The 12,724-nt window shown below is 69.2% G+C and carries 11 protein-coding genes and 1 pseudogene; 5 read left to right on the forward strand and 7 right to left on the reverse strand.

What is annotated here, in order from left to right:
• Positions 1-351 precede the first annotated feature (351 nt).
• On the forward strand, positions 352-906 hold the full coding sequence (locus MKK88_RS05085; protein ID WP_243997654.1) for an SAM-dependent methyltransferase: 555 nt from the start codon (positions 352-354) through the stop codon (positions 904-906).
• A 32-nt stretch (positions 907-938) separates the two neighbouring features.
• Here MKK88_RS05085 and MKK88_RS05090 read toward each other — a convergent pair whose 3' ends face one another.
• Positions 939-2,264, reverse strand: coding sequence for an APC family permease (locus tag MKK88_RS05090; protein ID WP_243997515.1), 1,326 nt, complete (start codon positions 2,262-2,264; stop codon positions 939-941).
• A gap of 340 nt (positions 2,265-2,604) precedes the next feature.
• Between MKK88_RS05090 and MKK88_RS05095 the strand changes: the two genes are divergently transcribed.
• Complete coding sequence (locus tag MKK88_RS05095; RefSeq protein ID WP_243997516.1) at positions 2,605-3,243, forward strand: class I SAM-dependent methyltransferase; 639 nt, start codon at positions 2,605-2,607, stop codon at positions 3,241-3,243.
• A 93-nt stretch (positions 3,244-3,336) separates the two neighbouring features.
• Here the strand turns inward: MKK88_RS05095 and MKK88_RS05100 are convergent.
• Positions 3,337-4,785, reverse strand: a pseudogene (locus tag MKK88_RS05100) (carotenoid oxygenase family protein).
• Positions 4,786-5,082: 297 nt separating this feature from the next.
• On the opposite strand from MKK88_RS05100, the gene MKK88_RS05105 reads away from it, so the two are divergent.
• Positions 5,083-5,292 carry a hypothetical protein gene (locus tag MKK88_RS05105; protein WP_243997517.1) on the forward strand — a complete coding sequence of 70 codons (210 nt, stop codon included), beginning with the start codon at positions 5,083-5,085 and terminating at the stop codon, positions 5,290-5,292.
• A gap of 24 nt (positions 5,293-5,316) precedes the next feature.
• Here the strand turns inward: MKK88_RS05105 and MKK88_RS05110 are convergent, their stop codons facing one another.
• Both MKK88_RS05110 and MKK88_RS05115 read right to left on the reverse strand, forming a co-directional pair.
• Positions 5,317-6,396 (reverse strand): molybdopterin-dependent oxidoreductase, encoded by a 1,080-nt coding sequence (locus MKK88_RS05110; protein WP_243997518.1) that lies wholly within the window; start codon positions 6,394-6,396, stop codon positions 5,317-5,319.
• Positions 6,397-6,527: 131 nt separating this feature from the next.
• A complete protein-coding gene (locus MKK88_RS05115) occupies positions 6,528-7,022 on the reverse strand; it encodes a hypothetical protein (RefSeq protein ID WP_243997519.1) in 495 nt (164 codons plus the stop codon).
• Between the two features lie 579 nt (positions 7,023-7,601).
• Between MKK88_RS05115 and MKK88_RS05125 the strand changes: the two genes are divergently transcribed.
• Positions 7,602-8,042 carry an oxidoreductase C-terminal domain-containing protein gene (locus tag MKK88_RS05125; protein WP_243997520.1) on the forward strand — a complete coding sequence of 147 codons (441 nt, stop codon included), beginning with the start codon at positions 7,602-7,604 and terminating at the stop codon, positions 8,040-8,042.
• 21 nt (positions 8,043-8,063) lie between these two features.
• A complete protein-coding gene (locus tag MKK88_RS05130; protein WP_243997522.1) occupies positions 8,064-9,344 on the forward strand; it encodes a cytochrome P450 in 1,281 nt (426 codons plus the stop codon).
• Positions 9,345-9,603: 259 nt separating this feature from the next.
• Here the strand turns inward: MKK88_RS05130 and MKK88_RS05135 are convergent, their stop codons facing one another.
• From MKK88_RS05135 to MKK88_RS05145, 3 genes are all read right to left on the reverse strand, one after another.
• Positions 9,604-11,430 (reverse strand): cation:proton antiporter, encoded by a 1,827-nt coding sequence (locus MKK88_RS05135; RefSeq protein ID WP_243997524.1) that lies wholly within the window; start codon positions 11,428-11,430, stop codon positions 9,604-9,606.
• Positions 11,431-11,655: 225 nt separating this feature from the next.
• Entirely contained in the window at positions 11,656-11,886 is a 231-nt protein-coding gene (locus tag MKK88_RS05140; protein WP_243997526.1) for a hypothetical protein, read from the reverse strand.
• A gap of 24 nt (positions 11,887-11,910) precedes the next feature.
• A complete protein-coding gene (locus MKK88_RS05145; RefSeq protein ID WP_243997528.1) occupies positions 11,911-12,453 on the reverse strand; it encodes a sigma-70 family RNA polymerase sigma factor in 543 nt (180 codons plus the stop codon).
• Positions 12,454-12,724 lie beyond the last annotated feature (271 nt).

Raw genomic sequence — 12,724 nt, forward strand, 5'->3', positions numbered from 1 at the left:
CGCGCATGGGCGTCTCCAAGGCGCGGTAGCAGGGGGCAGCCCCGTCGTAACGGCATTGGAGCGGGCACGCCATCGGCGCCGAAGCACATCCGCTCCAGACCGCCAGAGGTGCCGGAACTGTCCCGATCACGTGCGGTTCCCCAATCTCACGGCCAGTTGCTCCCGAGGTGTATCGTGCGTGTTCGCGAGCCCGTCTCACGCCGTCATCTGATCCAGTCGGGAGCTGTCGCCGCCACGAGTGCCTTGGTCGGGATCAGAGGAGCCGTAGGCTTGGAGACGACGTCCGACAGGCCCATTGACGCGCCATCCGGGCGTCGAACGGAAACCCTCGATCCGGACTACTTCAAGGGCATGTACGCGACCGAAGCGGACCCGTGGCGCTTCGCCACGAGTCCGTACGAGCGCGACAAGTACGCCGCGACGCTGGCGGCCCTGCCGCGCCCCCATTACGCGTCCGCCCTGGAGGTCGGCTGCTCGATCGGCGTGTTCACGCACGAGCTCTGTCCCCGCTGCGACGCGTTGATCGGCCTCGACGTGGTGCCGTCCGTTCTGGAGGCGGCCCGTGCGCGATGCGCCGATTGCCCGAATGCGCATTTCCTGCTGGCGGCCGTCCCTGGCGCTTGGCCGGACGGTCGGTTCGACCTCATCGTGATCTCGGAGGTGGCGTACTATCTCGACCGCGCCGATCTCGCGCGCTTGGTCGCGCGTGTCGAAGGCGCCCTGTTACCCGAAGCCGATATCGTGTTGGTCCATTGGCTCGGCGTGACCCACTACCCGCTCTCCGGCGACGAGGCGGCTGAGGGCTTCATCGCGGGTGCTCGGACCTTCGCGACGGTCGTGAAGCAGTCGAGGACCGCCGCGTATCGGCTCGACGTGCTGCGCGCCCGCAAATCCGACGCCGGCTAGAGTGCGCTGATCCCAAAGCGGGCGCAGGGCCGTCAGGCTCCGCGCCGTCTCTGCACCGCCGCGACCGCGTAGAGGACGAGGCCGGCCAGCATTAAGAGCAGACCCGCCAGGGACTGGAAGGGTCTCACGGCCACGAGATAGACCATCATGAACAGGGTCACCGCGAGGAAGATCAGCGGCGTGAACGGATAGCCCCAGGTCCGGCACGGTCGCGGCAGGTTGGGCCGGGTGATCCGGAGCTTGATCAGGCCGAGCACGGTCAGGAAGGAGCAGGCGATCAGGCCGAACTGGACGAACGCGAGCACCGCCTCGAAGCTCTGCGTCAGGAGCAGGAGGCTGGCGACCCCGCCTTGAAGCAGGATTGCGACGCTCGGTACGCCGGTGCGCGTGCGACGCGCGAACATCCGTAGGGGCGCCACGTCCTCGCCCATCGCCACCGTCACGCGGGGACCGATCCACATCATCGCGCTGATCGTCGGTACGAGGCCGGCGCAGATCAGGAGACCGACGAGGCGGCCACCCGCCTCGCCGAAGACGTGACGCCCGGCGATCAGGCCGACCTCGACCTGACCGGCGAGTTCCGTCAGCGGCGTCGTGTAGAGGAACACCGCATTCAGCGCGACGTAGAGCACCACCACGCACCCCGTCCCGGCCAGCAGGGCCCGCGGCAGGCTGCGCTGCGGATCGCGGAGCTCGCCGACGATGTAGGTCGCGGCGTTCCAGCCCGAGTAGGCGTACATCACGAAGACCAGGCTGATCGCGAAGCCGGCGCTGACGATTTGCGTGAGGTCCTGCGCGCCGGGGACGAAGCTGATGGGCTGGCCACCGCCCCGGATGAAGCCCACCCCGATGAACACGACGATCAAGGCGAGCTTCAGCAGCGTGAAGCCGACCTGAAACACGCTGCTGTGGCGCAGGCCGCGCAGGTGAACGGCCGAGACGATCCCGATCACCGCGAGACCGAGCAGAAGCGCGGGTGCGCCGGGCAGAACGGCCCCGGCGTATTGCCCGAACGCCATGGCGGCGAGCGCCACCGGGGCGGCGAACCCGACGGTGGCCGAGAGCCAGCCGGCCATGAACCCGACCGCCGGACCGTATATGTGCGAGAGGAACATGTACTCGCCGCCGGAGCGGGGAAACATCGTGGCGAGTTCGGCGTAGCAGAGCGCCCCACAGAGCGCGACGACGCCGCCGACGGCCCACAGCAGCACCAGGGCGAAGCCGGACGGAACGTCCCGGGCCTGGAAGCCGAGGCTGGTGAAAACCCCGACGCCGATCATGTCGGCCACCACGATGGCCGTCGCCGTCAGCGTCGAGACGGCCGGCAAGCTCCGGGTGGCCCTTGGTCGATCAACCATCATTGCCACCTGCCGGGATCCGTCGCGCTCATGACAAGCTGCATGTGCGCCAGCCAATGCTGCGTCCTTGGAAAACCAGCTGAGCGGCCGCCGCGGCGCCGTCGATTAAGTCGCAGGCCACGATGGCTCGCAAACCGGGAGACTGGACTATCGTCCGACAGCACCTGCGCGCCGATGCGTGACCCCGCGAACCGCGGCTCGTCGCGAGGCTCCGATGAATCGGCGCGCCCTCTTGGGTTGGGGGCGCCGACCGCGGCGCGGAGCCGGCAGCCTCCAGGCTCGCCCCGGTGCTCAGGCGTTCGAGCGCCGCAGATCTGGATCCGAGACGAAGGCGGCAGCCATGACGACGCAGATTGTGCCGGACTTTCCGCCCGAGGCGTTCGCGAAGCACGATGGCGCTCCAGACACGCTCTTCTACGCGCAACCGCGCTTCGTCACACATATCGACGACGCCGCGATCGCCGCCGTCGCCGATCTGTACAGGACGGTCGTCCCCGAGGGCGGCATCGTCCTCGACCTGATGTCGAGCTGGGTCAGCCACCTTCCGGACGAAGCCGCCTACGCGCGCGTCATCGGCCACGGCTTGAATGCGGCGGAACTCGCCGCCAACCCGCGCCTGACCGAGTCTTTCGTGCAGGACCTCAACGCGGAGACGAACCTGCCCCTCGAGACCGCGAGCGTCGACGCCGCCCTGATGTGCGTCTCGGTGCAGTACCTGCAGCGGCCCGGGGCCGTCCTGACCGAGGTGGCGCGCGTGCTGCGTCCCGGCGCCCCGGTGGTGATCAGCTTCTCCAACCGGTGCTTCCCGACCAAGGCGGTCGCCATCTGGAATGCCCTCGACGGCGCGGGCCATGCCCAGCTCGTCGGCCTGTACCTTCAACGCGCCGGCTTCCCCCGTATCGAAGGCCATGTCCTCAAGCCTGAGGGCGGGCCCGGCGACCCCATGACGGCGGTGATCGGATGGAAAGCTGCGGATTGAGCCCCCCTGCACGGGTCGATCCCGCGGGACTGTTCGTGCGCGCCGATCGCCCCGACGCCGACCCGACATTCATGAGTCCGCATCGGCGCCGGATCAGCCCATTCCGGTCGATTCGTCCGCCGGGAACCAGTTGCCGTGAAAGCCCGGCGGGATCCGGTGCCCGAGGCGGACCGAGGCGACGGGTGGTGCTTCGAACGCGCGCGCATCGAGGACGATGAAGTCCGTCGTGTCCCGCGCGGTGTCGATGACGAGCCCGACGAGCCAGCCTTCGTCCTCATCGGCTCCGGCATGTGCCGGCACGAAGACGAACTCCCCCGGGATGCGGTCGGGACCGAAGTCGTGCACGCGGCGCTCGCCCGTCTCGACGTCGTGCTTGTAGAGCTGCGTCGCGCCGGCGAGCTGCGTGTTGCCGTCGGCCGGGACGCTCACCGTGTAGAGGTAGCGGTGACGCTGTCCGAGACGCCGCTAGTCGATGCGGGGGAATTCCTGGGCCGCGGGATCGAGCACGCGCCGCGCGACACGCCCCGTCGTGGGATCGACCGTCCAGCGTTCGAGCCGGCCCGGCTCGTCGAGCCCGCCCCCGATCGAGGTGAACACCGTCGCGTAGGCGATCACGTCGAGGATCACCCGCCCGTCCGCGTCCTCATAGGCGTTGGCGACGTGGAACACGAAGCAGGGATCGACGTCGCACCAGAGGATGTCGGCCCCGTCGCCCTGCCGGGGCAGGAGGCCCACCCGGGCCCTGTGGCGGGGATTCCATCGGAACGGGAAGCGGTACCCGGCGAGCAGGGCCCGGAACGAGAACGTGACGGGCAGATCGAGCACGATCACGAAGCGCGCCGTGAACGCGCAGTCATGGATGCAGGGGCCATGCGCGACCGGGATCGGCACGTCCCGCACGACCTGCCCGGTCGGCGCGACGACGACGTGGCGGACGCTGTCCCAGACGCGGCCGTCGTAGGCGATCGCGTGGGTCTCGCCGGTCCGCGGGTCGCGATGCGGGTGCCCGCTGAACGAACCCGTCAGGGTGCCATCGAACGGGTTGTAGCGCTGCGCCTCCAGGGTCCGCCCGAGTTCGACGGGGAAGCTGCCGGCCTCCACGACGGCGAAGATCCGGCCGCCGATCGCGACGACGTTGGTGTTGACGGTGTCGTTGCCGCCGCGCCGCGGTCCGGGCGCCGGAGGCCGCTTGAGCGCGGCTGCGGCCGTACGCGACCCGATCCAGCGGTTGCGGTACCACAGCGCCTTGCCGGCCTCGATCGCGAGGCCGTGCACCATGCCGTCGCCGAGGAACCAGTCGTGGCCCCGTGTCGCGGCGCCCACGGGGTTGGCCCCCATCTTGAGGTAGAGGCCGTCGAGGCCCGGCGGGATCGACCCGGTGACGGCCAAGTTCTCCAGCGCCAGCTCCGCACCCATCGGTTCGTGGACGCCGACCACGAAGGGATTGGCCGTTCCCGGCAGGCGCAGCCGGTTGCAGGCCGCCCAGAAGCCGACGCCGGCCTCGGCGGCGGCGCGGAAGGCCGCCTCAATTCGGTTCGGCATCGGCAGCGGTTCTCCGATCAGGTCGCGGGCCAAGTCGTCATCGCGGCGGGTCCGCCCTGGTCCAAGCCGCGGATGGCGATCTCCGGGGCCACGATCTGCCGCCTCGGCGGACCGTGTGCGCCACGGCGTGCGGCCGTGAGCCCACGACAGGCCGGTCTGACCGTCCGTGGCATCGCGCCCCGATCCGATGCGTCCACGGTGCCCCCGGCGGGTCCGGGATCGATGATGGGAAGGAACCGGGGTCTGTCATGGCGATTGGCTTGCCGAGCCGGCATCCATGCCGGCCGGGAGGCTGACATGTCCGAGGATACCGAAAAGCACCGGGCCTTGCTCAGTGCCCTCAAGGCCGCACAGGGGAAGGGCGATGGCTCCTTTGAGCAGGCTGTCACCAATGCCTTCGCGCATGTCTTCGAACATCTCGGACGCCTCAACGATCACGTCGCCCTGGGCGGCCCCGACGGGGGGGACCCCCATCTGAAACCCGGTGAGTCGCCGACCCTGAGATAGGGACAGGAGGGTCCGTCCGGGCCGTCAACTGACGCGCACGCGCACCCGGTGCCAGCAGGCGCAGAGATAGCCCTTGTGGTTCCAGACGTCGTCCGGCAGCGCCGGCTGGGTCTGGCCGGCCGAGTCCCAGGCCCGGACGACGAGGTCGTGCTCCCCCGGCGGCAGGTCGAGCTCGGCGGTCCAGAAGGTCCAGGCGAATGGTGCGTCGGGCGCGTGCTCGAGCGCCGCCTGGGTCCAGCTCCGACCGCCATCGCCGGAGACATCGACGCGGATGACGGCCCGGTCGCCCGCGACCGCGTAGCCCCGAATCCGGCACGCCCCAGCCCCCAGAACGGCGCCGCGTGCGGGCTCGCAGATCGCGGCATTCAGCGGCATCGCGTCGATGGTGTGGCCTCGGGCCGGATCAGCGGTCTCGGCGGTGACGTCCGGCGGATACAGCTTGTAGTCACCCGCCTGGATCGGATTGTCCGAGGGATGATCCTGCACCGTGATGCGCCGCAGCCATTTGGCACTGCGCACGCCCGCGAAGCCCGGCACCACCGCGCGCAGCGGGAAGCCGTGCTCGGGAAGCAGCGGTTCGCCGTTCATGGCGAAGGCCAGCAAGGTTTCCGATGTCAGCGCCTTGGCGAGGGGGATGGAGACTCCGTAGGGGCGGCCATCGACCACGTCGTGGCTCTCGAAGGCGACGTGGCAGTCCGTCCCCATGCGGGCCCCGGCCGCGCGCAGGAGGTCGCCGAGGCGAAGGCCCGTCCAGTCGGCCGTGCCGATGGCGCCGCCGTCCCAGGGGTCTCCCGAAACAGGCGCGACGGCGCGCATGTCGGCGCGCCGATTACCGGCGCACTGCAACGTCGCCGTAACCGTGGCGGTCCGGAAACGGCCGCGCAGGGCATCCAGCGAGATCTCCATCGGCGTGCCGACAGCGCCGTCGAGGGTGAGGCGCCACGTGTCCGGGTCGATCGCCGGCATGTCGCCGTGGCAGCGGACGTAGAAATCGTCGGCCGCGGTCCGGTAAGCGGCCCGCAGCCGATTCAGGGGTGGCTCGGCATTGTAGGGCCGGTCGCCGTGGACGATCAGGCGCGCCTTGCGCTCGGGCAAACTCGACATCAGAGCTTCGGCTCCCTGGGCCCATGGTGCGAGCCTTCCTTCGGCGAGGCAGGCCCGATCGACCCACGGGACCTTTTCCCCAACATGCCGCTGGCCGATACCGCTGTGGGCAGGACGGCCAGTCGGGCCTGCTAGTCAGCCTTGCGATGGCCGCGCCCGTGCTGCTCCTTGTCGGCACCTGCGGCCGCCGCGGCTTCCTTCTCGGCCTTGCCCGCCGTCGCATTGCTCGTGGCAGCGTCGCTGGTTGCACCGGCCTGCGCGTTGGATGCGGCTGATTTCGGGTGGCCTTTGCCCTCCGTCGGCGCCTCGGCCTTCCCACCCTCCATCACCACAGGATGGCCGGCATCGGCCTTGGCGCTTCCGGCCACTTGGACTTCGGCCGCCTTCTGCTCCTGCGCGCTTCTCGTCGTGTGCTGCTGTCCGTCACCGGACTGACCCTTCGCGGGATTCGACATCGTGACCTCATCTGTCGTGGTCAGGCGCCAACGGCTCACTGCGGTCGCAGTTCGGAGGATGCGATCCGGTGCGACGAATGGCCGAACGCGGCGCGTCGTCAGCGAGACGTCCCGGTCGGAGAGTTCGACATGCGGGGGCCTGGACGTGCCCCGGGCGATCACGGTCGTCATCGTCGGTCATGGCCGACCGACCGTTCCGAGCAGGCGGACAATCGCGCAGGTATCGGCGAAGCCCACGCCCTCCGGCGGTTTTTGCGCTCCAGTCCGCTCGAAGGCTTTGTCGCCGGCGGCCCGGGCGAACGGGTTGGATCGGGGCGCCTGTTCGCTTCTCCAGCAGCGGGTTTGGGACATGAACGGGCCGCTTGCGGCCACATGCTGTCGTCCCTGCGGCTCGAGCTGCCGGCAAGCGGACGCTCCGAAAGCCTGCCTCGGGTTGCGCCTTGGCCTTCGAGCCCCGTGGACTGGGTGGCGGCACTGGGCGCCGAGCGGAACTGGTCCTCTCGGGCTTGGTTGCTAGACCATGTTCTCTCCGGCCCCGCAGCCCGGTCTTCGCGTGAGCGTCGATCACAACGTCGGCCAAGGCGACGCGCAGTGATGCCACGCCGCGCCGCGGAACTTCCGTATCGAGGGGCACGAGGCACTGTTCCGCGATCCTGCGCCCGCCGCGCGGGATCGCGCCGAGATCGGGCGCGCATGGGTCGCCTGTCCCGTTCAGGCGATCCGCGTCGACGACAACGGCCAGGACGGCGCATGCCATGGACCCTGGCCGGCCCAGCCGCGCGGTGGCGGTCGGTGCCGGGGCGATGCGGATTGCAGGTTGCCGTGGCGCACTGGGACTATGCGGTCGCACAGGGCGTGCGCGCCGGTCGCTTGCCTGCCGAGGACAAACCTGAGCGGAGCTACGCGGCGCTGTCGGCCTTCTGGTCAGGGCAGGCGGGCGTCATGATCGAGTCGGTCGGCCTGAGCGAGGGGGCGGACGCGATGATGATCGCCCCGGGCGATCCGGCCACAGATCGCTTCCGCGCCCTCTATGGCCGGGAGGGACGGTGTCTCGCAGCCGTATCGGTTGAGTGTGGACGCTGGCCGCCAGCCGATGCCGAGCGGATCGCAGCAGCGGCACCCTTCCCGCCCGGGGAGGCCGTCATCGACTGGGCCGGCTCACGCGCCCTCCTGGCCCCCGGCTTTTCTTGACGCGCAGGCACCGGATCCACCATGGCCGACGCAACCCTCCTCAACCAGATCAAGGACTTCTCCAACCGCGCCGACCCGTACCCGCTGTACGCCCGATTGCGGCAGACCCCGGTCTCGCGCCAGAACGACGTGGGTCAGGGGACAGAGGCCCTGAACGACGAAGCACGGGGCGTGTGGGTGGCGGCGAGCCATGACGCGATCCTGCGCTTGCAGAACGACCCGCGCATCAGCGTCGAAACCCAACCGCCAACGAAGCGCCCGTCCACCGGCAACCCGGTCACGGACTACCTCGTCAATCCGGTCAAAAACCGGATCACCGACAGACACCAGCCATTCCTCTTCCGCGATCCGCCCGCGCACGATCTCCTGCGCGCGGCCACCGTCCAGCAGTTCACCCCTGCGCGCGTCCAGGCGATGCGCGCCCGCTCCGAGCGGCTGGTCGGCGAAATGCTCGACCGCAAGCTGGGCTCGCACGAGATCGATGTTGTCGCCGACCTCGCCTACCCCCTGCCCGTCGCGGTGATCTGCGAGTTGTTCGGCGTACCAGAGGGGGACGAAGCGAGTTTCCACGACTGGTCAAGCCAGCTCGCCACGGCAGTGGAGCCTGGCGTTGTCGTCAGCGAGGAGACGCGCATCGAGAACGCCCGGATCTTCGATGCCATCTCGGATTACCTGACCACCCTCATCGCTGAGAAGCGTCGACGGCCGCGCGACGACCTCCTCTCAGGGCTGGCCAACCACGTCACGCCGCACGGCTACAGGATGGGCGATCTCGATCTGATCTCGACGGCGATCCTGATCCTCGTCGCCGGTCACGAGACCGCGGTGAACCTGATCAGCAACGCTTGGCTCACGCTGATGCGGCACCCGGACGAGTTGGAACGCCTGCGCGCCGATCCGGGCCGTGTCCCGCGCGTGGTCGAGGAGGTGATGCGCTACGATCCTCCGGTGCAACTCGTCAGCCGCAAGACCCTCAGCGCCATCGACATCGCCGGCACGACGATCCCCGAGGGCGAGGCTCTCGTCCTGATGCTCGCCGCCGGCAATCGCGACCCCGCCGCGTTTACGGACCCGGATCGGTTTAATCCGGACCGCTCTGGCACGCGCCACCTCGGCTTCGGCGGGGGCCTTCATTACTGTGTCGGCGCTCCCTTGGGCCGGTTCGAGGCTGAGGCAGCGCTGACTGCACTGGCTCGCCGCCTGCAGGGTCCACGCCTGATCGAGGATCCTCCGCCCTACCGGCGCCCAGCGACCCTGCGCGGACCGGAGTCTTTGCGCGTGGCCGTCGAGAGGATTCTCTAGCCTGCATCAGCGTCTAAACGGCTACGCCCAGCCGTCGGCTTCGTGCCCGACGCCGTCATCCAGAGGTCGTGCGCAGCGCTTCTGCGGCGACATTGCCTGCAGTCCGCGACAAGCGTCCCCTAACCCGACGCCGACCGAAGAACAGACCGGTCAAATCGGTGACCGCCCGCCGCTGCCCCCAACGCGAACTTCCATCGGCGTATGCTGGCCTGCGACCCGGATGCGGTGCGGGAGATCCGGGACCTTCGACGGTTGGCCGTCATGCAAGGGCCAGGGGGTGTATCTCGGCAATCTCGTGATACGATTTGTTGGGCAGGACGTAGATTAGCAGGCGATCTCCCGCCTCAACGGCAGCTTGTTCGTGATCGGTGGAGATGAATTCGACGGTCCCATCTGGCTTGATGATCAAAAAGCGAGTTGCGTCCGACTTCAGGGCGGTTTCCGCAGGAACGACGTCGAACTGCCAGCCGGCGTCATGGTGTCTTGCAAGGGTGTCGAAGTCGGTCTTGCCCTCACCCAGGACTTTTCCGCGGGCATCTCGGCTCACACCCGTGTCCTCGTGCAGGAGGTGGTCGGCCGAGGGGGCCAGTTGGTAGACGCGCTCGCGGCCGATCTCGGGGGCCAGCCTGGTACAAACCAGGGCGTTGTAGAGTTCGTCGCGGGTCGCCGCGAGCAGATGGTCCGGCGGATAGTCGGCGAGACCTTCCTCGGCATGGCGGGACAGGAGTTCGGCCTGCAGCGTCGGGACACCCGCCGCCTGCGCCGCGTGCAGCGCGCCGGGATAGGTGTCGATGAGAACGACCGGCACGCCCGCACGGTGGAGTGCGACGACCATGTCGGTCGCCCACGGGCAGGCGCCGACGACCGCGAGCCGCTGGCTCTCGGCCGCCACGGAGAGGCCGAACCGGCGGGAGAGCGGCCCGAGGGAAAAGCCGTGCAGGATCACCGTCGCGACGATGACCGCGAACACGGTCGGTTGGATGAGATCGCCACCGGCGTATCCCGCCTCCGTGAGGCGGGGTCCGGCTACCCCCGCGACGGCCGCCGCGACGATGCCGCGTGGCCCGATCCAGCCAACGAAGACGCGCTCCCGCCGCGAGAGGTCGCTGTTCAGTGTCGCCAGCCAAGTGGCGGCTGGACGGACCAAGAACACGATGGCGGCGGTCAGGCCGATGATGGGCAGGGACAGCTTGCCGAGGACCCCGAGGTCGAGGTCGGCCGTCAGCACCACGAAGAGGCAGGAGACCAGCAGGACGACCAGAGCTTCCTTGAACCGACGCAACTCCGCGATGCCTGGCACATGCCGGTTGGCGAGCGCGATGCCGAAGACCGTGGCGCCGATCAGCCCCGCCTCGTGCATGAACAGGTTCGGGACGACGTAGGCGATGAGCGCAAGTGCAAGAAGCACCGGAATTTTCAGGGTCTCGGCGACGAAGTCGCGCCGGAACGCCCAGGCCACGAGGAAGGCCGAGCCCACGCCGAGGGCGACGGCGACCATCATGCCCTCGGCGAGATGGAGGGCGAGGGCGATGACCGGGCTCTCCCCGGCCTGGTGAGGCACGCCGACCAGGATCTCGATCACGACCGCCGTGAGGATAGCTCCGACCGGGTCGTTGATGATGGCCTCCCATCGGAGGAAAGCCGCCGAGCGCCGCTTCAGGCGCGCGTGACGCAGCAGCGGCAGGATCACCGTGGGACCCGTGACGACGAGGATCGCACCGAACACCGCCGCGGGGCCCCACATCATCCTGCCGACCCAGTGGGCCGCGACAGTGCCGAGGACGAAGTTCACAGGGAGGGCGAAGGCGGTCAGCCGTAACACGCCCTCGCCGGATGCCCGGAGTTCGCGGAAGTCGAGGGCGAGGCCGCCCTCGAACACCACGATGGCCACCGCGAGCCCGATCAGCGGCCGGAGATTTTCCCCGAAGTCCCGGGTCGGGTGCAACAGGCCGAGCACAGGGCCGGCCAGGAACCCGACCCCGAGGAGAAGCACGATAGCGGGAATGCGCAGACGCGCGGCAACAACTTGGGCGGCGATCCCACCGCCCACGATGCACAGCACAGCCGCCGTCAGTCCGTGTTCCATGCGCGAGGCTCCGGACGAATGTCCGGAGATGCCTGCGGGCGTCCGAACCGAGTTTCAGCTGCTAGGGCCGTCGAGGGCCGTGCGTCTCCCCCTGGACAGGCGGAGACTTGGCAGTGCGCTAGCGACAATCTCGGTGCGGGATCCCGGTTCCCCTCGGCGCCTGCGCCCATCCCGCGGGGGCCGTCGACCGGTCGGGTGCTGCCAAGCCCTCGGTTGACCGGCGCCTCAGATTCCCGAGTCCCTATCGACGGGGTGACGCGTCGGCTGCTGGATCGTCACGGCGTCGGTCTCGGCAGGGAAAGCACGGGCGGCCGGCGTGCCCGGCACGGCCTCGAGCCCCTGCGCCAGGGCGGGCGAGGCCACGAGCAGGAGGGTCGCCAGGAGCGCGTCGATGCCGGATCGGACCGCGGCGGCGATGAGGGCTGCAACCTGGACATCGCCCAGCGCCGCTTGCACCGAAGCCTGTCGAGGAGACGTTGCTCAGGCCTCCCCGAGCTCGGCGGCGAGCCGGTTGCGTGCCCTGCTCACACGGCTCTTCACCGTGCCGGGCGGGCAGCCGATCCGCGCCGCCGCGGCCTCGTAGGACAAGTCCTCGACCGCGACGAGGAGCAGCGCCTCGCGTTGGGCGGGATCGAGCCGGCCCAGTGCGACCTGCATGTCCCGAACGTCGAGGCGGTGCTCCTGGTCGGCCAGGCTGCACAGCCCCGCAGCGTACGAGCCCGCCGGGTCGGGGACCTCCCGGCGACGCTTGATCCGCGCGTTGAGGTAACCGTTGCGCAGGATCGTGAAGAGCCACGCCTTCAGCCGGGTCCCGGGCTCGAATTTGACCCGGAACTCCCAGGCCTTGAGCAGGGTGAACTGCACGAGGTCCTCGCTCTCGGTCGCATTCCGGGTCAGCGACAGCGCGAACCGGCGCAGGTCGGGCACAACCCCAACGAGTTCGGACGTGAAGCGGCGCTCGGCGCGCGACTCGGCGGCGTCCAGGACCTGCGAGAGCCGGCGGAGGACGAGGCCCAGGGGCACGCCTCGTCGACGCTTGCAACTTCTGGGTAGAAATCACGCAGATCTTGCCCGGCCCCGTGTCGCGCGTGCGAGATCACGGCTTCGTGGGGGGCGGACGAACGCAAGTGTTCGGCGGCATGGGGCACGGGGACAGGCTCACCATCGTCTTGAGAGCGCGCGCGAGGACCATTTCTGGCGTGGCGGGCTCGGCGAGCATCAATCTTTGGCCGCAGCGCCGCGGGTCAATGATACGTGCGTACTGGGATCCTAACATAAATTTTGGAACCAGCTT

It is taken from the genome of Methylobacterium sp. E-005 (assembly GCF_022829725.1).
In the GTDB taxonomy this organism is placed as follows: domain Bacteria; phylum Pseudomonadota; class Alphaproteobacteria; order Rhizobiales; family Beijerinckiaceae; genus Methylobacterium.

What these genes read in the sequence shown, in the direction of transcription:
- MKK88_RS05085 (WP_243997654.1), top strand. Translation starts at nt 352, where the DNA reads ATGTACGCGACCGAAGCGGACCCGTGGCGCTTCGCCACGAGTCCGTAC.
- MKK88_RS05090 (WP_243997515.1), bottom strand. Translation starts at nt 2,264, where the DNA reads ATGGTTGATCGACCAAGGGCCACCCGGAGCTTGCCGGCCGTCTCGACG.
- MKK88_RS05095 (WP_243997516.1), top strand. Translation starts at nt 2,605, where the DNA reads ATGACGACGCAGATTGTGCCGGACTTTCCGCCCGAGGCGTTCGCGAAG.
- MKK88_RS05105 (WP_243997517.1), top strand. Translation starts at nt 5,083, where the DNA reads ATGTCCGAGGATACCGAAAAGCACCGGGCCTTGCTCAGTGCCCTCAAG.
- MKK88_RS05110 (WP_243997518.1), bottom strand. Translation starts at nt 6,396, where the DNA reads ATGTCGAGTTTGCCCGAGCGCAAGGCGCGCCTGATCGTCCACGGCGAC.
- MKK88_RS05115 (WP_243997519.1), bottom strand. Translation starts at nt 7,022, where the DNA reads ATGACGACCGTGATCGCCCGGGGCACGTCCAGGCCCCCGCATGTCGAA.
- MKK88_RS05125 (WP_243997520.1), top strand. Translation starts at nt 7,602, where the DNA reads ATGCCATGGACCCTGGCCGGCCCAGCCGCGCGGTGGCGGTCGGTGCCG.
- MKK88_RS05130 (WP_243997522.1), top strand. Translation starts at nt 8,064, where the DNA reads ATGGCCGACGCAACCCTCCTCAACCAGATCAAGGACTTCTCCAACCGC.
- MKK88_RS05135 (WP_243997524.1), bottom strand. Translation starts at nt 11,430, where the DNA reads ATGGAACACGGACTGACGGCGGCTGTGCTGTGCATCGTGGGCGGTGGG.